Source organism: Rhodococcus oxybenzonivorans, assembly GCF_003130705.1.
Taxonomy (GTDB): domain Bacteria; phylum Actinomycetota; class Actinomycetes; order Mycobacteriales; family Mycobacteriaceae; genus Rhodococcus_F; species Rhodococcus_F oxybenzonivorans.
The window spans coordinates 2,554,904-2,576,591 of record NZ_CP021354.1 but is presented as its reverse complement, the minus strand read 5'-3'; the positions used below and the strand labels follow the sequence as shown (position 1 = coordinate 2,576,591).

Here is a 21,688-nt window from a genome sequence, read left to right as displayed (position 1 = left end):
GCCCCCTGACGTCCAGTCCGTCCCGACATACCAAAGGGATACAGATGAGTTCATCCCCCCCGCCCGCATCCGATACCACGGCGTCTGCCGCGAAGACGCGTCGCCAGCGCAAGCTACGCCGTCGCGTCACGGGCGCCCTGGTCCTGATGATGGGACTGGTCAGCGCCGGTTTCCTCGCGTCCGCGTTGACGCCTACCCCGCAGGTGGCCACCGCAACCGACGATCAGGCAGCACTGATCCGCGAAGGCAAGCAGTTGTACGACACGTCGTGCATCACCTGCCACGGTGCGAACCTTCAGGGTGTGCAGGACCGCGGGCCCAGCCTGATCGGTGTCGGTGAGGCCGCCGTCTACTTCCAGGTGTCGTCGGGACGCATGCCCGCCTCGCGTAACGAGGCGCAGATCGAGCGCAAGCCTCTCAAGTTCGACGCGGAGCAGACGGACGCCATCGGCGCCTACATCCAGGCCAACGGCGGCGGCCCCACGGTCGTGCGCGACGAGAACGGCGAAATCGCCCAGTCCTCGCTGCGCGGCGGCGACATCGGACGAGGAAGCGAACTCTTCCGCCTCAACTGCGCGTCCTGCCACAACTTCACCGGTCGCGGCGGAGCACTGTCCTCCGGCAAGTACGCGCCCGTCCTGGACCCGGCCAACGAGCAGCAGATCTACACCGCGATGGTCACCGGACCGCAGAACATGCCCAAGTTCTCGGACCGTCAGCTGACCCTCGAGGAGAAGAAGGACATCATCGCCTACATCAAGTCGTCGGGCGAGACGAAGCAGCCCGGTGGATACGGACTCGGCGGCATAGGTCCGGCATCCGAGGGCTTGGCCATGTGGGTCGTCGGAATCATCGCTGTCGTCGGTGCAGCACTGTGGATCGGAGCAAGGTCATGAGCGACGCTGGCCAACCGGGCGGCGCTACGCCAAAGAAATACACGGACGCGGAACTCGAGAACCTGAGCCGCGACGAGCTGGTCGAACTCGGTACCAACCTCGACGGGGTCGATGTCGCGTTCCGCCGCAACCGCTGGGCGGTCGAAGGAACCAAGGCCGAGAAGCGTGCCGAACGCTCCGTGGCGTTCTGGTTCGCCCTCGCCGGCGTCTCGGCCGTGGCGTTCATCGCGATCTACCTGTTCTGGCCGTGGGAGTACGCCGGCGCCGGTGAAGAGAACTACTCGGCGTACAGCCTGTACACCCCGCTGATCGGTCTCACCATGGGTCTGGCCATCCTCGGCCTCGGTGTTGGCGCCGTCCAGTTCACCAAGAAGTTCATCCCGGAAGAGCTGTCCGTTCAGGATCGCCACGACGGCGGATCGTCCGAGACGGACCGCCGGACCATCGTCGCGGAACTCGGAGACTCCTTCGACACCTCGACGCTCGGCCGCCGCAAGCTCATCAAGCGCAGCCTCCTCTTCGGTGGTGGCGCACTCGGAATCATGTCGTTGATGCCGCTCGGTGGCCTGGTCAAGAACCCGTGGGCGCAGCGTGACGATTCGCCGCTCTGGGTGTCCGGCTGGACGCCCCGCTACGCCGGCGAGACCATCTACCTGCGCCGAGACACCGGTCGACCCGAGGACGTCGTCCTCGTCCGTCCGGAAGACCTCGACGCCGGTGCCATGGAAACCGTTTTCCCCTTCCGCGAGTCCGACCGCGGCGACCACGACGCCCTGCTCGCAGGCCTGCGCGGCATCCGCAACGCGACGATGCTCATCCGTCTGCGCACCGAAGACACCGAAAGGGTCACCAAGCGTAAGGGCCAGGAGAGCTTCAACTACGGCGACTACTTCGCCTTCTCGAAGATCTGCACCCACCTCGGCTGCCCCACGTCGCTGTACGAACAGCAGACCAACCGAATCCTCTGCCCGTGCCACCAGTCGCAGTTCGACGCGCTGACCTACGGAAAGCCGATTTTCGGTCCTGCTGCTCGTGCACTTCCGCAGTTGCCTATTACAGTGAACGAAGAGGGTTTCCTGGTCGCCACCGGTGACTACATCGAAGCTCTCGGCCCGGCATTTTGGGAGCGTCGACCGTGACCAACAACAAACCGTCCAAACTGAACGCCATGGCCGCCGGCCAGGCGGAGGCAATGGACTCCCGTTACCACCTTGCGGCCGGAATGCGGCGGCAGATCAACAAGGTCTTCCCCACCCACTGGTCGTTCCTGCTCGGTGAGATCGCGCTGTACAGCTTCGTCATTCTGCTGATCTCGGGTGTCTACCTGACCTTGTTCTTCGACCCGTCGATGGCCCACGTGGTCTACAACGGCGCGTACGAGCCTCTGCGTGGCGTCACCATGTCTCGCGCATACGAGACCACACTGAACATCTCCTTCGAGGTGCGCGGCGGATTGTTCGTCCGGCAGATTCACCACTGGGCGGCGTTGATGTTCGCGGCATCCATCGTGGTGCACCTGATGCGCATCTTCTTCACCGGCGCCTTCCGGCGTCCGCGTGAAGCGAACTGGGTCATCGGTTGCCTTCTCTTGATCTTGGCCATGTTCGAGGGCTTCTTCGGTTACACCATTCCCGACGACCTCCTGTCGGGCACGGGCCTGCGTGCCGCGTTCTCCGGTATCACCTTGAGCATCCCGATCGCCGGCACTTGGCTGCACTGGGTGATCTTCGGCGGCGACTTCCCCGGCGACCTGATCATCCCCCGGCTCTACGTGGCGCACGTCCTGCTCTTCCCCGGCATCATCCTCGCGCTGATCGCCGGTCACCTCGCGCTCGTCTGGTACCAGAAGCACACGCAGTTCCCCGGCCCCGGCCGCACGGAACAGAACGTCGTCGGCGTCCGAATCCTCCCCGTCTTCGCCGTCAAGTCGGGTGCGTTCTTCGCCATCACCTTCGGTGTTCTCGCCGTCATGGGCGGCGTGCTGCAGATCAACCCGGTGTGGACCATCGGCCCATACAACCCGGCACAGGTGTCCGCCGGGTCGCAGCCCGACATCTACATGATGTGGACGGACGGCCTGGCCCGTCTGTGGCCCGCGTGGGAGATCTACCTGTTCGACCGGTACACCATCCCGGCCGTGTTCGCGGTGGCGCTGATCATGGGGCTCGTCTTCACCGTCCTCATCGCCTACCCATGGATCGAGAAGCGTCTGACCAAGGACGACGCTCACCACAACCTGCTGCAGCGTCCGCGGGACGTTCCGGTCCGCACGGCGATCGGCGCGATGGCACTGACGTTCTATGCCGTTCTGACGATCTCCTGCATCAACGACATCATCGCGTACCACCTGAGCATTTCGTTGAACGCGATGACCTGGATCGGCCGTATCGGCATGGTGCTGCTGCCGCCCCTCGCGTTCTTCGTGGCGTACCGGTTCTGCCTGGGTCTGCAGCGCAGCGACCGTGAGGTTCTCGAGCACGGCATCGAGACCGGCATCATCAAGCGGATGCCCAATGGTCAGTACATCGAGATCCACCAGCCGCTCGGCCCGGTCGACGGCCATGGCCACCCGATTCCGCTCGAGTACCAGGGTGCGGCCATCCCGAAGAAGATGAACAAGCTCGGCTCCGCAGGCAAGCCCGGCTCCGGCAGCCTTGTCACCGCTGACCCGATCGAAGAGAGCGAAGCTCTCGAGGCCGCTCTGCATCATGGTGAACGCGAACAGCTCACCATGCTGACCGAGCTGCAGAATCGGGTGCACGGCAACGGAAGCTCCGGCAACGGCGAGGCCCACTGAGGCTGACCCCGCACTGATCAGGGCCCCGAACCACTTGTGGTTCGGGGCCCTGCCTCTATAGGACGAGCTACGTCTCCTCCCTCCTCTCGCGACTGCGCACGGAACACCACTGTCACTGCACCGAGACTCAACAGCAGGCCTGTCGCGGTGAGGGCTCCGAAGGGCTCACCGAAGGCCACGGCCCCCCACACCGCCGTCACGGGTGCCATCAGAAACATCAGCGTATTGACCCGGGTGACACCATTGCGTCGCAGCACCAGCCAGTACAGGCCGTAGCCGCCGAAGGTGGACAGAACCACCAACCAGGTCACGGCAAGCCAGAATGTGGCGTCAGCCGGTGGAGTCACATCTCCGCCCGCTCCGGCCATCGCGGTGAACAACACCGCGCTGGTGACACAGTGGATCGTCAGCGACACCGTGGGATCGGTGTCCCGAGGTGAGCGGCGCGCCAAGAACGTCGCGGCTACCAGTGAGAGCATCCCTGCGAACGGCACCAGATACGCCCACCACACCACTCCCCCGGACGACGCGGCATCGCCGACGGTGACCGTCACGACTCCGGCCACACCGAGCGCCAGACCCCACCATTGACGCGGCCCGACATACTCCCTCAGCAGCGGTCCGGCAAGTACGGCGACGACGAGAGGCTGAGTACCGTCGATCAACGCCGTGGTCCCACTGGAGACCCCCAAGCCGATTGCCTGGTAGACGGTGAGGAGGTAGCCCGTTTGCGACAGGGCGCCGATGACAATCTCGCGCCGCACCGTGTGCATTCGTATGCCACTCCAGAGGTGGAGTCCGAAGAGCATTGTGCCGAGGACAAGCACCACGGCGAGGGGCAGAAACCGCCACATGAGCAGGGTGATGGGATCGGCGGTGCCGGCACCGAGTTTCGCTCCGATGAAGCCCGAACTCCAGCACACGACGAAGGCCACAGCGAGAAGTACATTCACGAAGAACCTCCCCGGGTATACAGATCTGTGTAGCAACCCACGCTATACCGATCTGTATACTTCTGTCATGAGCACAGTGCCGGAACCGAGACGAGTCACGCTGACCCCCGGGGCCCTACGTGCCCTGGCCGCAGCCGACCGCTTGTTCTACGAACGCGGAATCTCCGCTGTGGGGGTCGATCTCATCGCTGCGGAGGCGGGCGTCACGAAGAAGACGCTGTACGACCGGTTCGGGTCCAAGGAACAGCTCGTGGTCGAGTACCTCGCCGACCGCGACGAGCGCTGGCGACTGTTCCTTGCCGGCTATCTCGACGCAGCGGGCAGCTCACCGGACGGACGCCTGAAGGCTATCTTCGACGCATCCCGCGACTGGGCCGGTCAGCACAGTACAAAGGGCTGCAGCATGGTGAACGCGCACGCCGAGATCAGCGACCCAGCCCATCCGGCGTACCGCGTCATCATCGATCAGAAGCGGTGGATGCTCGCACTGTTCACGCAGGTATGCGCCGACGCGGCGGTGTCAGACGCCGACGAACTTGCCTGCACCTTCATGCTGCTCCACGAGGGGGCTCTGGTGGCACATGGTCTTCACGTGTTCGAGGACGCGCTCACCCTCGCGTCGGCTCGGTCACAGGCACTGCTGCGCGCGGCCGTCACGGCCTCCCGCTAGAGATGCGACAACAACGGCGGGGCGTCGGAATCCCCAAGGATTCCGACGCCCCGCCGTGGGGTGTTGATGCTCAGTGCTTTTCAGGTCCGACGTGGTACTCGAAGACCAGGCCTGCCGCTGCCGCCAACACGGCAACAACTGCAACGACGATCATCCAGGGCTGGAAGAACGCCAGCGCGAGGCCGGCGAGGGCCGCTGCACCGGCCAGCAGGATGGGCCAGTAGCTTCCGGGGCTGAAGAACCCGAGGTCGCCGGCGCCGTCGGCGATTTCTGCGTCCTCGTAGTCCTCGGGCCGGGTGTCGAGGCGGCGGGCGACGAACCGGAAGTAGGTACCGATGATCAATGTCAGGCCCGCCGACAGGCAGATGCCGGTCAGACCCGCCCACTCGATACCGGTCCGGGAGACGGCGGTGAACACGCCGTAGACGATCGCGACGAGAATGAAGAATACCGTCAGGATCTCGAAGAGCTTGGCTTCGATCTTCATATCAGCACTTGTCCTTGGTCAATGAGGTATCAGCAGCGGGGTCAGTTACCTTCGACACCGCTCGCCTGCTGGTAGCCGCGATCGGTGGTGAACGGTGAGGTGGAGGTCGCCACAGGCGACTCGCCGATAGCCTCGAGAGCCTCCGCCGTGGTCAGCGCCCGGCCACCCTCGTCGGCAGGCTTACGCAGATCGATGTACTGCGCGAACTTGTCCGGGCTCACAGCGCGAACCTCGAAGTTCATCATCGCGTGGAACGTTCCGCACATCTCGGCGCAGCGTCCCACGAAGGCGCCTTCCTTCTCGATCTCACTGATCTGGAAGACGTTGTCGGACTGGTTCTCCTTGGGGTTCGGGTTGACGTCCCGCTTGAAGAGAAACTCCGGCACCCAGAAGGAGTGGATGACGTCAGAGGAAGCGAGCTCGAACTGGATCCGCTTACCGGTCGGCAAGACGAGGATCGGGATCTCCTGGCTGGAGCCGATGGTCTCGATCTTGTCGTAGTGCAGGTAGGACAGGTCCTGTGGGGACTTGCCGTGGATTGCACCGGGCTGCGCGTGACCGCCCTCGCCCCCGTGCTCGGTTCCGGACGCCGCGCCTGCCTCGACGGCCGCCTGGGCCTCCTGGTCGATGCCGTCGTACTTGGCCTGGCCGTCACCGAGGTCGATGGAGCGGTAACCGAACTTCCAGTTCCACTGGAAGGCAGTGACGTCGACCACGACGTTGGGGTTGTCCTCCTTGTCGAGGACGTGGTTCTGCACGACCACCGTGAAGTAGAACAGAACGGCGATGATGACGAACGGGACGGCGGTGTACGCCAACTCGAGCGGCACGTTGTACGCAGTCTGGCGAGGGAACTCGGGAGAGTCCTTCTTCTTACGATGGAAGATCACCGCCCAGAAGGTGAGGCCCCACACCAGAATGCCCATGACGAGGGCGGCGATGACCGACCAGGTCCAGAGCTCACGCATGCGTTCTGCCTGCGGGGTTACGCCCGAAGGCCACCCGAAACGAAGCACTTCGTTGTCGATTGAACAACCCGACAGCAGCAAGGCAGCAACGCCCAAAGATGCTGCCAACCCTGCCCGCCGAAGGATCCGACCTTGCGCCACGTTCACGCCTTCCTGATCGCCGCAAATTCCACTAGGGCACACCCGATGGGAAGGCCCAATTACTACGCAGCGTAGACCAAAGCGGATGGCTGTCCCTCCTCGGGTCGGGCGGTCGTGTCGCCACCGCTGCCGGGGCGGTGTCCTCGACGGCCGGAACCGGCCGCCGCGGGAATCTGCGGCATACTTTCCGGCAGAGTTCCCTGACCTCTCCACACCCGTGTGGAGCATCCCAGATTCTGAATTGAGGTACCGGACGCTGTGTGCGGACTGCTCGGGCTACTGACCTCTGGAGAAACCAGCGACTACGCCGTCTCACAGGTCGACGAGGCGATGCACTGCCTGCGGCATCGCGGGCCGGACGAGCACGGGACGTGGCACGACGATCACCTCGTGTTCGGCTTCAATCGACTGTCGATCATCGACATCGAACACTCCCACCAGCCGTTGCGGTGGGGTCCTGCCGAGAACCCGCAGCGGTACGCCCTCACCTTCAACGGTGAGATCTACAACTACCTCGAGGTTCGCGCGGAACTGGCCGAGCAGTTCGGGGCGCAGTTCGTGACCGAAGGCGACAGTGAGGCCATCGTCGCGGCGTTCCATTACTGGGGCGAGGACGCTGTGCGGCGCCTGCGCGGCATGTTCGCGTTCGCGATCTGGGACACCGAGACGCGGGAGCTGTTCATTGCCCGCGACCCCTTCGGCATCAAGCCTCTGTTTCTGGCGACGGGGACGGGCGGCACCGCGTTCGGCAGCGAGAAGAAGAGCCTGCTCGAGCTGGCCGACCTCATCGGTATCGGTACGGACCTCGATCCGCGGGCCGTGGAGCACTACACGGTGTTGCAGTACGTGCCGGAACCGGAGACGTTGCACAAGGACATCCGCCGACTCGAATCGGGCTGCTTCGCGCGGGTGCGTCCGGGCGAGGCACCCGTCATCACCCGGTATTTCGCCCCTGCCTTCCCGGTGCGGCCCTTCACCGCCGGAACGGAGAAGTCCCGGTATGCGGAGATCGCGGCGGCTCTGGAGGATTCTGTCGCCAAGCACATGCGCGCCGATGTCACGGTTGGGTCCTTCCTGTCGGGCGGCATCGATTCGACGGCCATTGCGGCGCTCGCGATGCGCCACAATCCGAACCTGATCACCTTCACCACCGGCTTCGAGCGGGAGGGCTATTCCGAGGTCGACGTCGCGGCCGAGTCGGCAGAGGCCATCGGGGCACGGCACGTCGTCAAGGTGGTCAGCCCCGCGGAATTCGCGGCGGCTATCCCGGAGATCGTGTGGTACCTCGACGACCCCGTCGCCGATCCGGCCCTCGTCCCGCTGTGGTTCGTCGCGAAGGAAGCCCGCAAGCACGTCAAGGTGGTGCTGTCGGGCGAGGGCGCCGACGAGTTGTTCGGCGGCTACACCATCTACCGCGAGCCGCTGTCACTGAAGCCGTTCGAGTATCTGCCGAAGGGTCTGCGGCGGGCCGCCGGACGCTTGTCGGAACGGATCCCCGACGGGACACGCGGAAAGAGCTTGCTCAATCGCGGTTCGCTCACCCTCGAGGAGCGGTACTACGGCAACGCCCGCAGCTTCAACGACGCCCAGCTGCGCACGGTGCTGCGCGATTTCCGTCCCGAATGGACGCATCGGGACGTCACGGACCCGATCTACGCCCAGTCGCAGGGATGGGACCCCGTGGCCCGCATGCAGCACCTCGACCTGTTCACCTGGTTGCGCGGTGACATCCTGGTCAAGGCAGACAAGATGACCATGGCCAACTCCCTCGAACTGCGGGTGCCCTTCCTCGACCCGGAGGTGTTCGAGGTGGCCTCCCGGGTGCCGTTGGAACAGAAAATCACCAAGAACACCACGAAGTACGCGCTACGGCAGGCTCTCGAAGGCATCGTGCCCGGCCACGTGCTGCACCGGGCCAAGCTCGGGTTTCCCGTGCCGCTTCGGCACTGGTTACGCGGCACGGAACTCTTCGACTGGGCGCACGAGCAGATCGCCGCGTCCGGCACCGACCATCTGCTCGACAAGGCCGCCGTCGCGAAGATGCTCGACGATCACCGGGACGGCGTCTCAGATCACAGCCGTCGCCTGTGGACCGTCCTGACCTTCATGGTCTGGCACGGCATCTTCGTCGAGAACCGGATCACCCCGAAGATCGCGGAGCCTGCGTACCCGGTGTCCCTCTAGGCGCTCCGCGCCTGTGAGTGGTTGACGAGTCCAGGGACTCCTCAACCACTCACGAGCGGCGGAGCCGCCTTACGGGAGAAACGCCGCAATCTCGTCGGCCGCGGTGGCGCCGTACGCATCGGCCAGTCGTTTGACGGCCTCGTCCCGGTCGAAGGTCCACTCCTGGGTTCCCATTGTCTCCAGGACGAGCACTGCGACGAGCGATCCCAGCTGGGCGGAGCGCTCGAAACTCAGGCCGGCGCTGTGCGCGAGGAGGAATCCGGCCCGGAATCCGTCGCCGACACCGGTGGGGTCGACTTTGCCCTTCTCCGGTACGACGGTGACCCGGGTATGGGTTCCGTCCGACTCGACGATGTCGACGCCCTTCGAACCCAGCGTGGTGACCCGGACGCCGACCTGCTCACGAATCTGCTCCTCGGACAGCCCCGTCTTCTGCTGGAGCAATCCCCATTCGTACTCGTTGGTGAACAGGTACTTGGCGCCTCGGATCAGCGCCGTTGCCTCGTCACCGTTGAGCCGGGCCAGCTGCTGCGAGGGGTCGGCCGCGAATGGAATGTTCTTCTGCCTGCATTCGTCCGTGTGTCGGATCATCGCGGCGGGGTCGTTGGCGCCGATCAGCACCAAGTCGACACTTCCACTAGTTCCGGTGACCTGTTCGAGCTCGATCTCGCGAGCCTCGCTCATTGCGCCGGGGTAGAACGACGCGATCTGCGCCATGTCCACATCCGTGGTGCAGACGAACCGCGCGGTGTGCGCCGTCGTGGAGATCCGAACGGCGGTGCAGTCGACGCCGTTGCTCTCGAGCCACTCACGGTAATCGGCGAAGTCGGCCCCCACGGCGCCGACGAGGAGCGGCGAGCCGCCCAGGACACCCATGGCGTACGCGATGTTGCCGCCCACTCCCCCACGCCGGACCACGAGGTCATCGACCAGGAAACTCAACGAGATATGGCTGAGCTGATCGGCGAGCAGTTGCTCGGCGAACCGGCCGGGGAACCGCATCAGGTGGTCGGTGGCGATGGAACCGGTTACCGCAATTGTCACGGGCGGATGCCTTTCGGTGAGTTCGGGCGGGATTTCTCACCGTACCCGCAGTACCACCCATGATCGGGTGGGAGCACGGCGAGGTGGACAGTGGTGTCCGGACACCAAAAAGTCTGACACGGAACCTGGGCTCCGCATCAGACTTTTCGATTCAGTTGTCGGCCGGCCCGGGACTCAGTTGAAGGAGTCGCCGCAGGCGCAGGACCCGGTGGCGTTGGGGTTGTCGATGGTGAACCCCTGCTTCTCGATGGTGTCGACGAAATCGATCGACGCACCTTCGACGTACGGCGCGCTCATCCGGTCGACAGCGAGGGCTACGCCGCCGAAGTCGACGATGAGGTCGCCGTCGAGGTTGCGATCGTCGAAGAAAAGCTGGTAACGCAGTCCTGCGCAGCCGCCGGGTTGCACGGCGATACGCAGTGCGAGGTCGTCACGACCCTCCTGATCGAGCAGCGCCTTTGCCTTGGCGGACGCAGCCTCGGTCATCTTGACGCCGTGGGTGGCGGTCTCGTTCTGCACAGTCATGGGCTCTCCCTGTAGTTCGTAACAAACCCGTGAACGCTTCAACGGTACTCCGCGCCCGACTTATTCCCGGGTTTCATTGCCTCTGCGGCGCGACCGCACAGCAATCACCGTCCATGGTATCCGACGTCGCGATTTCCGGTTACTACGAAAGGGGTTCCCTTACCTAACGCCGTGCACCCACGGCCGTCGTCAGAGGGAATTGATCCCCTGCAGGACGAGTGCTGCCGCGGCCGGAATCAGCATTCCGAGACCGATAGATGCGAATGTGGCACCGCTGGTTCGGTGGGTGCGGGTGCTGAACATGCTCACCCTGAGAAGCCGATCACGGCCGCGAGGAAGAAGAGGTATATCGGGGGCAGAACCAGCAGGCCCAGGATGCCGGCGGCAACGGCGATCACCACCCGGGACCACCGCAGATCCTCGACCTCGAGCTTCGCTACCGTCCACGTCGTCAGCACCTCGCTTGTACCCGAAGTGTACCGAGATCGGGCCGTCCAGCGGAGGCCGGAAACGCGACCGGCCGTCCACCCCGCCGGATGTCGACGGGGTGGACGGCCGAGTACGAACCGTGAGGTCATCTTCGGGTGTTCGGCTTTTTGGCGAGCATGAAGGTGACCGCGCCGCCGACGACCACCACACCGATCACCAGCAGGATCCAGACGGGGAATCCACCGGACTCCTCCGCTGGCTGTGCTTGGGAGGTGCTCGCAGCCGTGGTCGCCGAAAGCGCTGTACCGGCGGTGGGAGTAGCCGCGGCCCCTGCCTGGGTGAGGTCGAAGGTGTAGGTGCCGGCGATCGGATGACCGTCGGAGGAGACGACCCGGAACGCGACGGTGTACTGCCCGGCAGCGCCGAGACCGTCCAGGTCGACGCTCAGGAGCCGGCCGTCGACGGCCGGCTCGGAGCGCCCCCACTGGGCGCCGTCGGAACCCACCACGGTCAGGGCGGCGAAGTTCGGTTGAATGTCCTGATTGAACACCAGGGTGACGTTGTCCGGGGCGGCATCGATCTGGGCGCCGTCGGCCGGGTTGCTGCTTTCGAGCGCGGCGTGAGCCATTCCCGGGCCGGCGGTCAGAGCGGCCCAGGCGAAGACCGCGGCCGCGACGAGGACGGCGCGGGTGAACCAGGAAGTCATGTGTTTCTTCATTTCTTTTGGTGTCGAGCACAGTCACCGATCCGCGAAGGCAGCGCGCTGGCAAGAAGGTCTTCCAGGGGAGCAGCGAACTTTCGGACCAGGATAGGTCGCGAGCCGGGAGCGCCTGAAAATCGTGGATCAGGGTCGTGTTGCCTGAAGGTAATGCAGGCGGGGCCAGCGGTCACCGCTCCCGGTGACCGCGAATCCGGCGCCGCGAACCGAACCGGCCAATTCGTGGATCGGATTGTGCTGCATCGCATGGCCGCTCACAGCTCCGACGAGGTGGTTGGCGATGCGGTTGCGCGGTGGCCGGAAGTCGGCGATCAACAGCCTCCCGCCGGGCCTGAGCACCCGGAACGCCTCTGCAAGCGCCTTCGCGCGCAGTTCGGGTGGAATGTGATGAATGGCCAGGCTGGAGGTCACGAGGTCGAAAGACGCGTCCGGCTGGGGAAGGTCTTCGGCGCCGGCGATCACGAAGGTGCAGTTCGCGAGGGCTCGCCGGGCCGCGTACTCGATCATCGGCGGTGACGGATCGATGCCCACCACCCGCCCACCCGGACGCACCACGCGGGCTGCACGGCGGGAGAAGATGCCGGTTCCGCAACCGATGTCGAGCACCTCATCCCCCGGTTTCGCACCGGACAGCGCGACCAGGCCGTCGAAGACCCGGCGACGGAAACCACCGAACCCCACTGCGGAGAACCACTCGTATAATCGGGCGCGCCGAATCAGTCCTCCGCTCGAGTGGTCGGCGTGTCCGTGAGATCCGCCGAGCAGTCGTTGAGCGAGTCCCATTGACGACTTTCCCTTCGGTGAGCTACCCCGGCCGACGCGCATCAGGGCGCGCCGGCGACAACGTGTTGGTGGGCGGGGTAGGCATGGACGAGTGCGGTGGACAATTTCGGCACCGCATGGGTCAAGGTGTGCTCGGCCTCGTGCGCTAACCGGTGCGCTTCGGCCAGGCTGATTTCGGGGTCGATGTCGAGCTCGACGTCGGCATGCAGACGGTGCCCGATCCACCGCATTCGCACGCTGCGCACCTCACTCACCCCGGGTTCTACGGACAACGATTCCTCGGCGGCGTCGACGAGTTCCGGATCGACCCCGTCCATCAAACGGCGGAACACGTCCCGCACCGCGGTGCGCAGGACCGCGAGGATCGCCACGGTGATGACCAGTCCGACGATGGGGTCGGCCAATGGGAAGCCCAGGGCCACACCCCCCGCGCCGAACAGCACGGCCAGGGAGGTGAAACCGTCGGTGCGTGCGTGCAATCCGTCGGCGACCAGGGCGGCGGAGCCGATCTGGCGGCCCACCCGAATGCGGTAGAGGGCGACGAATTCGTTACCGACGAATCCGACGAGTCCTGCCGCGGCAACCCACCCGACGTGCTCGATCGGGACCGGGGTGATCAGTCGCCGCACGGCTTCCACTCCGGCGATCACTGCGGACAGCGTGATCATCGCGACCACGAACAGCCCCGCCAAGTCCTCGGCCCGCCCGAACCCGTAGGTATAGCGGCGAGTGGCCGCCCGACGCCCGAGCGCGAACGCAATCCACAACGGAATCGCGGTCAGTGCGTCGGAGAAGTTGTGCACCGTGTCCGCCAGCAATGCGACCGAACCCGACACGGCGACGATCACCAACTGAGCAATCGCGGTGACACCCAGCGCGACCAGGCTGATCTTCACCGCCCGAATGCCGATCTCGCTCGATTCGAGGGCGTCGTCGACACTGTCCGCTGCGTCGTGACTGTGCGGGGCGAACACCTCCTGCACCGCCGCCCGGAACCGACCACCACCCTCGCGCCTGTGGCCGTGACCGTGGGTGTGGCCTTCACCGTGGGTGTGAGTCGGTGGTTTCGGCGCGTGACTCATGCCTGTCCACCCTCCGCACGTGCGGGAGCCGGAACCTCGGCACCTGCCGAAGACGGAGCCGAACCCGACTTTCGCTCGGGATGCAGAATCCGCAACTCGTCACCGGTGCGGTGATGCCCTGGAACACCCGGCCCGGCATGCTCCGCATTGAACACGGCATCGGTAACCAACTGGCGGATGTGATCATTCTCCAGCCGGTAGATCACCTGGGTGCCTTCCTTCCGTGTACGCACCAAACGCGCCATCCGCAGCTTCGCCAAATGCTGCGACACCGACGGGGCAGGCTTTCCCACATGCTCGGCCAGGTCGTTGACCGACAACTCTCGATCCACCAACGCCCACAGCACCTGCACGCGGGTGGAATCGGCCAGCATGCGGAAGACCTCGACCACCAGATCAACCTGATCGTCCGGCAAGCGCCGACGGCATGAACCGTTATCTGCATTCATACGCAGATAATAACGCGCAATCCGCCGTCTCTACCGAAACCGGGCAAGTCCTCGCACCCACGAAGCCTTCGCCCGCCGAGGCCACCCCGCATATCGGTGCGAGGGCAGTTTTCCTCGTGACCGCGTCTTCCCATAGGCTGGAAGAGTGAAATTGCTACGCCGCGGTGATTCGGACAATTCAGACAAGCGGGATGCCGAGACGGCCGCGCCGTCCACGGCACCGGAATCCGAGTCCGCCGAACAGGTCGGCAAGGGCCGTCCGACTCCTAAACGCCGCGACGCGGAAGCGAGGCGGCGAGGACCTGTGGCACCGGCACCTCTGACAGCGAAAGAGGCGCGGGCCCGCCGCAAAGCCACGCGGGGTAGCAAGGAAGAACGCAAGATCGCTGCCGCGGAACGGCGGGCCACGGCGTCCGAGCGGCGCGCCCGCATGCTCGCAGGGGAGGACAAGTACCTCCTGCCGCGCGACAAGGGGCCGGTCCGCGCGTATGTCCGCGACATCGTCGACGCCCGGCGCAACCTCGTCGGACTTTTCATGCCACTGGCGCTGGTACTGATCATGGCGATGTTCGTTAGCCCCGCCCTGCAGGCGATCGTGACGCTGGCGATGCTCGTGATGATGCTGTTCATGGCCGCAGAAGGCGTGTGGCTGGGTCGCAAGATCAACTCCCGGGTGCGCGAGCGCTTCCCGGATACGATCGACGGCGGCTTCAAACTCGGCTGGTATGCGTTCGTTCGGGCGTCGCAGATTCGTAAGCTTCGCGCTCCGAAGCCCCGGGTTCGTCCGGGCGACGCAATCTAGGACTCACCCTCTTCGCATCAGTGATGCGGCGCGCGGTGCGACTCGGCGAGTAGTCGGCCCAGTTGGGCGTCGTGGCTATCGGACTGATCCGCACGCGGGTCGGCCGGCCGGAAAAAGTTGTCGCGGAAACTGCGGCGAATCCACGGGCGTGGCGTGCCCAGGCGCTTCCCGGCGAACATCACGGCCGCGTTCAGCGCTACCAAGAGCGCTACAAGGGCGAGGAACTCAGTCATGGCTGAAAGTCTCCGCTCGACGCCTTCCGGCCAACAGTGGCGCAAATGACGATGTACGTCAAAATACTGCCAAATTGTCGGGTTGGTAGCGTTTGCGTCCGTGTCCCCCGCCGAACCCCCGAACCGACCGGATCTCCCCCACAGGTCCTCGCGGACCCTGGTTCTCGGCGGCGCACGATCCGGGAAGTCGGCATACGCCGAACGGCTGGCGCACACTCTCGCGGGTACCGGATCGGTCCGCTACCTCGCCACCAGTCGCCGCGATCCCAGCGATGTCGATTGGGAGGACCGCGTCGAGCAGCACCGAGTCCGCCGTCCCGCCACCTGGACCACGATCGAGACGGCCCCGGGCCGCGACCTCGCCGAACAATTGCGGTCGTCCACCGACGCCCCTGTCACCCTGGTGGACGATCTGGGCACCTGGCTGACCGTGGAGTTCGACGCCGCCGGTGCCTGGGATCTGCCACGAGGCACCCTCGCAGGCGAGGTTGAGGAACTGGTCGCGAGCGTCCGCGACTACCCCGGTGACCTCGTCCTCGTGACACCGGAGGTCGGCCTCGGCGTCATCCCGGAGACCCGCTCCGGACGCCTCTTCCGCGACGAAATCGGTGCCCTCAACGCCCGGCTGGCCGAGGTCTGCGATCGGGCAGTCCTCGTGGTGGCCGGGCTGACCATGACCCTGAAAGACCTTCCCGCCGCGAATGCATCCGGGACAACAGTTCCCAGTCGAACGAGAGGCCAAGCGTGACGAGCGAGTCCGTGAGCAACGACCCCGGTCGGTTCGATCCGGTTCCCCCACCGGACGACACGATCCGCCGCACGGCCGAAGCCCGTCAACTGCAGCTCACCAAACCGGCCGGCTCACTGGGACGGCTCGAGGTACTCGCATGCTGGGCATCGGCATGCCAGGGAATATGTCCGCCCGCACCTTTCGAACGGGCCCGCGTCGTCGTCTTTGCCGGGGATCACGGAGTCGCGCGCACCGGGGTGTCGGCGTATCCCCCCGAAGTGACGGCGCAAATGGTCGCCAATTTTCTCGGCGGCGGGGCCGCGGTCAACACTCTCGCCGACCGAGCGGGTGCCAGTGTGCGCGTGGTCGACATGTCGGTCGACGGCGACACCGATCCGACGGTGTCGGCGTACAAGGTGCGGCGCTCGTCGGGGGTGATCGACCGCGAGGACGCACTCACTTCCGAAGAGACCCTGCGGGCCATCGAAGCCGGTCGCTCCATCGCGGATCACGAAATAGATTCCGGCGCTGATCTTCTCATCGCCGGAGACATGGGAATCGGCAACACCACCCCTGCCACGGTGCTCATCGCGGCGCTGACGGACACCGAGCCCGTCGCAGCGGTGGGCCGGGGAACCGGTATCGACGACGCCGGGTGGATACGAAAGACGGCGGTGATCCGCGACGCCCTGCGCCGCGCTCGGCCCGTCGTCCGTGACACGGTGGCCTTGTTACGCACCGTGTCGGGCGCGGACATTGCAGCGATGGCAGGTTTTCTCGCGCAGGCGTCCGCGCGCCGGACGCCGGTGATCCTCGACGGCGTCGTCGTCACGGCCGCTGCCATGGTTGCCGAGGAACTGGCTCACGGCGCCCGCGCGTGGTGGCTCGCGGGACACCGGTCGACCGAACCGGCACACACGATCGCCCTGAAACACCTGCAGCTGGACCCTCTCCTCGAACTCGACATGCGCTTGGGTGAGGGGTCGGGCGCGGTGGCCGCACTACCGATCCTGCAAGGTGCCGTGGCCACACTCGCATTCATGGCGACGTTCGACGAGGCGGGAGTCAGCACTGGCGACGTCACCGAGGCCGACGTCGCCGACGTGGACTGATCGTGTCTGGGTTGTTGCTGGCGTTTTCCTGGTTGACCGTGCTCCCGCTCCGCGGCCCCGACAGCGTGGACCGTGCAGCAGGCGGGCGCGCGATCCGATATGCACCCGTGACCGGTGCGGCCCTGGGCGTGTTGGCCGCCGGCCTGCTGTGGCTCCTGGTGTCGGCAGGACTGAACCCGGCCCTGGGAGGGCTGTTGACGGTCGGGGCTCTCGCGCTCGCCACTCGTGGCATGCACATCGACGGATTGTCCGACACGGTCGACGGTCTCGGGTGTTACGGGCCGCCTGAACGCGCAAAGGCTGTGATGCACAGTGGCGGCGCAGGCCCGTTCGGCGTGTGTGCCCTGCTGATCTGCCTCGGGACACAGGCTCTTGCTTTCGGTTCACTCGCCGTTGCAGGACAGTTCGGGGCCGTAGCAGTCGCCGTGGCGACCGGGCGCGTCGCCGTCGTATTCGCTTGCCGCCGTGGAGTTCCGGCATCGGCCACTGAAGGTTTCGGCGCACTCGTTGCCGAAACACAGTCGTGGTGGACGGCGTTCGCCTGGACGGTCCCGCTGCTAGCAGCAGCGGCGTGGTGCGGCCCCGACTGGTGGCACGGGATCATCGTCGTCGCGGTGACTCTCGCCCTGTCGGCTCTGTTGGTGGCGCACTGTGTCCGCCGGTTCGCAGGCGTGAACGGTGACGTGCTGGGTGCCGCGATCGAGATCACGGTTGCGGCCGCAGCGGTCGGTTTCCTCCTCTGAGCGACCGCCGAGAAGCGCTGATTCAGCGCAGCTTGTGCATCCAGCCGTGGGTGTCGGCGAACGTGCCACGCTGAATCCCGGTAAGGGTGTCCCGCAGGGCCATCGTGACCTCTCCCGGCTCCCCGTCGGCGACGACGAACTCGCCCTCTGCCGACTTGACCCGTCCCACCGGGGTGATGACTGCTGCGGTGCCGCAGGCGAATACCTCGGTGATCTCTCCCGACAGGGTCTTGGTTCGCCATTCCTCGGTGCTGATACGACGTTCCTCGACTGCGAAACCGGCGTCGGTTGCCAGGGTCAGCAGCGAATTCCGGGTGATGCCCGGAAGTAGCGAGCCGGACAGCGAGGGTGTGACGAGGCGGGCATCGGAACCGGACCCGTAGACGAAGAAGAGATTCATCCCGCCCATTTCCTCGACGTATGCACGCTCGAGGGCGTCGAGCCACACCACCTGATCACAGCCTTCGTCGGCCGCCTGCGCCTGGGCGAGAAGCGAAGCCGCGTAGTTGCCGGCGAACTTGGCCGCGCCGGTTCCTCCGGGAGCCGCGCGCACGTACTCCGTCGAAAGCCACACGCTGACCGGCTTCACCCCGCGCGGAAAGTATGCCCCCGCAGGCGAGGCAATCAGGAGGTAGCGGTACTCGTCGGCCGGCCGCACCCCCAGGCCGGCCTCGGTGGAGAACATGAAAGGACGCAGATACAGCGCATCCTCACCGCCGGCGGCAGGCACCCACGCGTGATCGACGTCGAGGAGTTCAGTGATCGACTTGACGAACAACTCGGCGGGAAGTTCGGGCATCGCGAGCCGACGAGCCGAGGTGACGAGTCGTTCGGCGTTCGCCTCGATGCGGAACGTCGCGATGCCACCGTCCGGCTGCCGGTACGCCTTGAGGCCCTCGAAGATGGCCTGCCCGTAGTGCAGCACCATGGCCGCCGGATCGAGTTGGAGCGGACCGTAGGGTTCCACCCGGGCGTCGTGCCAACCGTGGACGGCGGAGTAGGTGATCGACACCATGTGGTCCGTGAAGTACCGACCGAATCCGGGCGCCGCCAATATCTCTCGCCGCGCCTCATCCGAGGCGGGGGAAGGATGCGGGACGCGAAGAAACTCGGTGACACCTGTCATGCCGGTGATCCTATCGAACGCCTCCTGCTCGCCAGCGCCCGAGAGGGTCGACCCGCGGCGGCTACTTGGTGCTGGTCTTCACGAAGGGCGGAGACACGACCTCCGCCCGCAACGCGCGTCCGCGCACATCCACGTCGACAGCGTCACCGGCCGCGACACCGGCATCCGAATCGAGCAGAGCGAGGGCGATACCGACCTTGAGTGTGGGCGAGAAGGTGCCCGACGTCGTCTCACCGATCGGCTCACCGCCGCGGAGGACGTTCTGCCCGGCGCGCAGAACCCCGCGGTCGAGCGCCTTGATGCCCCACAGCTTGCGGGCGGGTCCGGCGGCCTTCTCGTCGGCCAAGGTTTCCTTGCCCCAGAACTTCGGCTTGTTCCACCCGATCGCCCAGCCGCACCGCGCCTCGAGCGGAGAAATTTCCAAGGACAACTCGTGACCGTGCAGCGGGTATCCCATTTCGGTCCGCAAGGTGTCGCGGGCGCCGAGTCCCGCGACCTGACCACCGCGGGTCCGAACCTGCTCGACCGCGGCCCGGAACAATTTCTCGCTGTCCTCCCAGCGGGGCAGGACTTCGAATCCGATTTCGCCGGTGTACCCGCTACGGCACACCCGTACGGGCACGCCTTCCCAGGTGGCGTCCGCGAAGCCCATGTACTCGATGTCGGTCGGCAGGCCCAGCGCGGCGAGCACTTCCGGCGACTTCGGCCCCTGAACTGCGATGACACCGAAATCGCGGTGGCAGTTGTCGACGGTGACACCTTCGGGCGCCTTGGCCGCCAGCGCCGCAACCACGTCAGCGGTGTTGGCGGCGTTGGGGACGAGAAACACTTCTTCGGCGCTCACGTAGTAGGCGATCAAGTCGTCGATCACTCCGCCGGAGGGTGTACAGCAGAGCGTGTACTGCGCCTTACCGGGGCCGATCTTGTCCAGATCGTTGGTGAACGCGGAGTTGACGAAAGCTGCAGCTCCCTTGCCGCGCACGAGAGCCTTGCCCAGATGACTGACGTCGAACACGCCCACCGATTCCCGCACGGCAGTGTGCTCGGCGACGACCCCCGAATACGACACGGGCATCTCCCATCCACCGAAGGGCGCGAACGTGGCCCCGAGTTCGACGTGAACGGCGTGAATCGGCCCTTGCGAGAGTTGCTCCTCGGTCATGGCCTCAAACCTATCGGACCCCGCAGCACCCCGCGTCGGTGACGGCACACGCGCACTACCATCGGGACGAGCGCCGGACCGGCCCGGCACGACCCGACCCCCGAACTGCTTCAGGAGACACCGTGAGCACTCGCACAGCTCGACCCCTCGGACCACAACTCGCCCTTGCAGGCACTGTCGGCAAGCGGGTGGACGTGCTGGTGATCGGGCTGACGTCCACGTCGAACGGCCCCGAGATCGCGCTGGGCGACGGCATCGTCGACGAATCGGTCCTCGCCGGACTCCTCGACAGTTTCGTCGCGGTCGGAGCCAAGGGCAAGGCGGAGGAGACCACGCGTATCCCCGCTCCCGACACGCTTCCGGTCGACAGCGTCCTCGCGGTCGGCCTCGGTGCGGCCGACAAGCTCGACGCGGAGCAGATCCGCCGGTCCGCGGGGGCGGCGGCCCGCTCACTCGGCGGTGTCGATACCGTCGCCACCACCCTGTCGTCGTTGGATCTCGGCGCCGCGGCCGAGGGTTTCGCGCTCGGCGCGTACCGATTCACGGAGTTCAAGTCGGTGAAATCCGCGCCCGGGCCGGAGGCACAGCCGGTCTCGCGGGTCGAGCTTCTCGTGTCGTCCCCCCGCGCGAAGGAAGCGAAGGAGACGCTGGCCAGGTCGGCCGCGATCGCCGAGGCCGTCGCCACCGCACGCGAATTCGTCAACACTCCCCCGAGCCACCTGTTTCCGGCCGAATTCGCCGAGCGCGCAAAGGCTCTCGGCACAGAGGCCGGGTTGAAGGTCGAGATCCTCGACGAGAAGGCCTTGGAGAAGAACGGTTTCGGCGGGATCCTCGGCGTGGGCAAGGGGTCGTCGCGCCTTCCTCGGCTGGTCCGGCTGAGCTACTCGTCGAAGAAGCGGAACGCTCCCAAGGTCGCGCTCGTCGGCAAGGGCGTCACGTTCGACACGGGCGGCATCTCGATAAAGCCTGCTGCGGGTATGGAGAACATGACCTCCGACATGGGCGGCGCAGCAGCGGTCGTCGCCACGGTTGTCCTCGCGGCGAAACTCGGACTGCCCGTCGACGTCATCGCCACCGTGCCGATGGCCGAGAACATGCCCTCGTCCACCGCCCAGCGTCCCGGTGACGTGCTGACCCAGTACGGCGGGACCACGGTGGAGGTCATCAACACCGATGCCGAAGGGCGCCTGATTCTCGCCGACGCCATCGTCCGCGCCTGCGAGGACGACCCCGATTACCTCATCGACACCGCAACTCTCACCGGCGCGCAGGTGGTCGCGCTCGGCACTCGCACACCCGGCGTGATGGGCACCGACGAATTCCGGGACCGTGTCGCGTCGATCTCGCAGGCGATCGGCGAGAACGCCTGGGCGATGCCGCTCCCGGCGGAGCTGCGTGCGGACCTGGATTCGAAGGTCGCCGACCTCGCCAACGTCACCAATCACCGCTGGGGCGGCATGCTGGCCGCGGGGCTGTACCTCAAAGAGTTCGTCGCCGACGGCGTCCAGTGGGCACACATCGACGTGGCCGGACCGGCCTACAACTCGTCGGGCCCGTGGGGGTACACCGGGCGTGGTGGCACCGGAGTCCCGGTGCGCACCATGATTTCGGTGATCGAGGACATCGCAGCCAACGGCTAGGCGCTCCGCGCTCG

The 21,688-nt window shown here is 65.8% G+C and carries 23 protein-coding genes; 10 read left to right on the top strand and 13 right to left on the bottom strand.

Annotation, left to right across the window (positions count from 1 at the left end):
* Positions 1-44: 44 nt before the first annotated feature.
* Genes qcrC through qcrB form a run of 3 tightly spaced genes read left to right on the top strand, consistent with a single transcriptional unit; the run spans position 45 to position 3,693 of the window.
* On the top strand, positions 45-896 hold the full coding sequence (gene qcrC / locus CBI38_RS12320) for a cytochrome bc1 complex diheme cytochrome c subunit (protein WP_204164917.1): 852 nt from the start codon (positions 45-47) through the stop codon (positions 894-896).
* Positions 893-2,035: a cytochrome bc1 complex Rieske iron-sulfur subunit gene (gene qcrA, locus CBI38_RS12315; protein ID WP_109329208.1), complete on the top strand. Its 1,143-nt coding sequence runs from the start codon at positions 893-895 to the stop codon at positions 2,033-2,035. The genes qcrC and qcrA overlap by 4 nt, the downstream gene beginning before the upstream one ends.
* Positions 2,036-2,064: 29 nt before the next feature.
* The gene (qcrB, locus tag CBI38_RS12310; RefSeq protein ID WP_109335028.1) at positions 2,065-3,693 is read left to right on the top strand and encodes a cytochrome bc1 complex cytochrome b subunit; all 1,629 of its coding nucleotides are present in this window, start codon (positions 2,065-2,067) and stop codon (positions 3,691-3,693) included.
* Positions 3,694-3,710: 17 nt separating this feature from the next.
* Here the strand turns inward: qcrB and CBI38_RS12305 are convergent, their stop codons facing one another.
* Positions 3,711-4,646, bottom strand: a complete 936-nt coding sequence (locus CBI38_RS12305) for a DMT family transporter (protein ID WP_109329206.1) — start codon at positions 4,644-4,646, stop codon at positions 3,711-3,713.
* 67 nt (positions 4,647-4,713) lie between these two features.
* Here CBI38_RS12305 and CBI38_RS12300 point away from each other — a divergent pair, with 67 nt between their 5' ends.
* Positions 4,714-5,316 (top strand): TetR/AcrR family transcriptional regulator, encoded by a 603-nt coding sequence (locus CBI38_RS12300; protein ID WP_109329204.1) that lies wholly within the window; start codon positions 4,714-4,716, stop codon positions 5,314-5,316.
* A 70-nt stretch (positions 5,317-5,386) separates the two neighbouring features.
* Here CBI38_RS12300 and CBI38_RS12295 read toward each other — a convergent pair whose 3' ends face one another.
* Both CBI38_RS12295 and ctaC read right to left on the bottom strand, forming a co-directional pair.
* Entirely contained in the window at positions 5,387-5,803 is a 417-nt protein-coding gene (locus CBI38_RS12295) for a cytochrome c oxidase subunit 4 (protein ID WP_109329202.1), read from the bottom strand.
* A gap of 41 nt (positions 5,804-5,844) precedes the next feature.
* Positions 5,845-6,918: an aa3-type cytochrome oxidase subunit II gene (ctaC, locus tag CBI38_RS12290; protein WP_109329200.1), complete on the bottom strand. Its 1,074-nt coding sequence runs from the start codon at positions 6,916-6,918 to the stop codon at positions 5,845-5,847.
* A gap of 252 nt (positions 6,919-7,170) precedes the next feature.
* Here ctaC and asnB point away from each other — a divergent pair, with 252 nt between their 5' ends.
* Entirely contained in the window at positions 7,171-9,096 is a 1,926-nt protein-coding gene (asnB, locus tag CBI38_RS12285; protein ID WP_109329198.1) for an asparagine synthase (glutamine-hydrolyzing), read from the top strand.
* 69 nt (positions 9,097-9,165) lie between these two features.
* Here the strand turns inward: asnB and CBI38_RS12280 are convergent, their stop codons facing one another.
* The 7 genes from CBI38_RS12280 to CBI38_RS12255 form a co-directional block, all read right to left on the bottom strand.
* Positions 9,166-10,140 (bottom strand): carbohydrate kinase family protein, encoded by a 975-nt coding sequence (locus CBI38_RS12280; protein WP_109329197.1) that lies wholly within the window; start codon positions 10,138-10,140, stop codon positions 9,166-9,168.
* Between the two features lie 174 nt (positions 10,141-10,314).
* Complete coding sequence (locus CBI38_RS12275) at positions 10,315-10,665, bottom strand: HesB/IscA family protein (RefSeq protein ID WP_109329195.1); 351 nt, start codon at positions 10,663-10,665, stop codon at positions 10,315-10,317.
* Positions 10,666-10,970: 305 nt separating this feature from the next.
* Positions 10,971-11,123 carry a hypothetical protein gene (locus CBI38_RS37810; RefSeq protein WP_162603215.1) on the bottom strand — a complete coding sequence of 51 codons (153 nt, stop codon included), beginning with the start codon at positions 11,121-11,123 and terminating at the stop codon, positions 10,971-10,973.
* A 116-nt stretch (positions 11,124-11,239) separates the two neighbouring features.
* Entirely contained in the window at positions 11,240-11,800 is a 561-nt protein-coding gene (locus CBI38_RS12270) for a copper resistance CopC family protein (RefSeq protein WP_109335027.1), read from the bottom strand.
* A gap of 138 nt (positions 11,801-11,938) precedes the next feature.
* The gene (locus tag CBI38_RS12265; protein ID WP_230990160.1) at positions 11,939-12,493 is read right to left on the bottom strand and encodes a class I SAM-dependent methyltransferase; all 555 of its coding nucleotides are present in this window, start codon (positions 12,491-12,493) and stop codon (positions 11,939-11,941) included.
* Between the two features lie 143 nt (positions 12,494-12,636).
* Entirely contained in the window at positions 12,637-13,677 is a 1,041-nt protein-coding gene (locus CBI38_RS12260; protein WP_109329191.1) for a cation diffusion facilitator family transporter, read from the bottom strand.
* Positions 13,674-14,126 (bottom strand): ArsR/SmtB family transcription factor, encoded by a 453-nt coding sequence (locus CBI38_RS12255; protein ID WP_109329189.1) that lies wholly within the window; start codon positions 14,124-14,126, stop codon positions 13,674-13,676. Before CBI38_RS12255 ends, CBI38_RS12260 begins: the two co-directional genes overlap by 4 nt.
* A gap of 145 nt (positions 14,127-14,271) precedes the next feature.
* Here CBI38_RS12255 and CBI38_RS12250 point away from each other — a divergent pair, with 145 nt between their 5' ends.
* Positions 14,272-14,928: a DUF3043 domain-containing protein gene (locus CBI38_RS12250; RefSeq protein ID WP_109329187.1), complete on the top strand. Its 657-nt coding sequence runs from the start codon at positions 14,272-14,274 to the stop codon at positions 14,926-14,928.
* Between the two features lie 17 nt (positions 14,929-14,945).
* Here CBI38_RS12250 and CBI38_RS12245 read toward each other — a convergent pair whose 3' ends face one another.
* On the bottom strand, positions 14,946-15,161 hold the full coding sequence (locus tag CBI38_RS12245) for a hypothetical protein (protein WP_109329185.1): 216 nt from the start codon (positions 15,159-15,161) through the stop codon (positions 14,946-14,948).
* 100 nt (positions 15,162-15,261) lie between these two features.
* Between CBI38_RS12245 and cobU the strand changes: the two genes are divergently transcribed.
* Genes cobU through CBI38_RS12230 form a run of 3 tightly spaced genes read left to right on the top strand, consistent with a single transcriptional unit; the run spans position 15,262 to position 17,746 of the window.
* Complete coding sequence (cobU, locus tag CBI38_RS12240) at positions 15,262-15,909, top strand: bifunctional adenosylcobinamide kinase/adenosylcobinamide-phosphate guanylyltransferase (protein ID WP_109329183.1); 648 nt, start codon at positions 15,262-15,264, stop codon at positions 15,907-15,909.
* Complete coding sequence (gene cobT, locus CBI38_RS12235) at positions 15,906-17,003, top strand: nicotinate-nucleotide--dimethylbenzimidazole phosphoribosyltransferase (RefSeq protein WP_109329181.1); 1,098 nt, start codon at positions 15,906-15,908, stop codon at positions 17,001-17,003. Before cobU ends, cobT begins: the two co-directional genes overlap by 4 nt.
* Positions 17,004-17,005: 2 nt before the next feature.
* Complete coding sequence (locus tag CBI38_RS12230; protein WP_109329179.1) at positions 17,006-17,746, top strand: adenosylcobinamide-GDP ribazoletransferase; 741 nt, start codon at positions 17,006-17,008, stop codon at positions 17,744-17,746.
* 22 nt (positions 17,747-17,768) lie between these two features.
* On the opposite strand, the gene CBI38_RS12225 is transcribed toward CBI38_RS12230, so the two are convergent.
* Together CBI38_RS12225 and gcvT are read right to left on the bottom strand one after the other, a co-directional pair.
* Complete coding sequence (locus tag CBI38_RS12225; RefSeq protein ID WP_109329177.1) at positions 17,769-18,872, bottom strand: branched-chain amino acid aminotransferase; 1,104 nt, start codon at positions 18,870-18,872, stop codon at positions 17,769-17,771.
* A 61-nt stretch (positions 18,873-18,933) separates the two neighbouring features.
* Positions 18,934-20,034, bottom strand: coding sequence for a glycine cleavage system aminomethyltransferase GcvT (gene gcvT, locus CBI38_RS12220; RefSeq protein ID WP_109329175.1), 1,101 nt, complete (start codon positions 20,032-20,034; stop codon positions 18,934-18,936).
* A gap of 122 nt (positions 20,035-20,156) precedes the next feature.
* Between gcvT and CBI38_RS12215 the strand changes: the two genes are divergently transcribed.
* The gene (locus CBI38_RS12215; protein WP_109329173.1) at positions 20,157-21,674 is read left to right on the top strand and encodes a leucyl aminopeptidase; all 1,518 of its coding nucleotides are present in this window, start codon (positions 20,157-20,159) and stop codon (positions 21,672-21,674) included.
* Positions 21,675-21,688: the final 14 nt, after the last annotated feature.

Excerpts from the sequence above, each read along its gene's own strand:
- qcrC (WP_204164917.1), top strand. The coding sequence starts at position 45 with ATGAGTTCATCCCCCCCGCCCGCATCCGATACCACGGCGTCTGCCGCG.
- gcvT (WP_109329175.1), bottom strand. The coding sequence starts at position 20,034 with ATGACCGAGGAGCAACTCTCGCAAGGGCCGATTCACGCCGTTCACGTC.
- CBI38_RS12225 (WP_109329177.1), bottom strand. The coding sequence starts at position 18,872 with ATGACAGGTGTCACCGAGTTTCTTCGCGTCCCGCATCCTTCCCCCGCC.
- CBI38_RS12270 (WP_109335027.1), bottom strand. The coding sequence starts at position 11,800 with ATGACTTCCTGGTTCACCCGCGCCGTCCTCGTCGCGGCCGCGGTCTTC.
- CBI38_RS12300 (WP_109329204.1), top strand. The coding sequence starts at position 4,714 with ATGAGCACAGTGCCGGAACCGAGACGAGTCACGCTGACCCCCGGGGCC.
- qcrA (WP_109329208.1), top strand. The coding sequence starts at position 893 with ATGAGCGACGCTGGCCAACCGGGCGGCGCTACGCCAAAGAAATACACG.
- CBI38_RS12245 (WP_109329185.1), bottom strand. The coding sequence starts at position 15,161 with ATGACTGAGTTCCTCGCCCTTGTAGCGCTCTTGGTAGCGCTGAACGCG.
- CBI38_RS12255 (WP_109329189.1), bottom strand. The coding sequence starts at position 14,126 with ATGAATGCAGATAACGGTTCATGCCGTCGGCGCTTGCCGGACGATCAG.
- CBI38_RS12295 (WP_109329202.1), bottom strand. The coding sequence starts at position 5,803 with ATGAAGATCGAAGCCAAGCTCTTCGAGATCCTGACGGTATTCTTCATT.
- CBI38_RS12260 (WP_109329191.1), bottom strand. The coding sequence starts at position 13,677 with ATGAGTCACGCGCCGAAACCACCGACTCACACCCACGGTGAAGGCCAC.
- qcrB (WP_109335028.1), top strand. The coding sequence starts at position 2,065 with ATGGCCGCCGGCCAGGCGGAGGCAATGGACTCCCGTTACCACCTTGCG.
- CBI38_RS12275 (WP_109329195.1), bottom strand. The coding sequence starts at position 10,665 with ATGACTGTGCAGAACGAGACCGCCACCCACGGCGTCAAGATGACCGAG.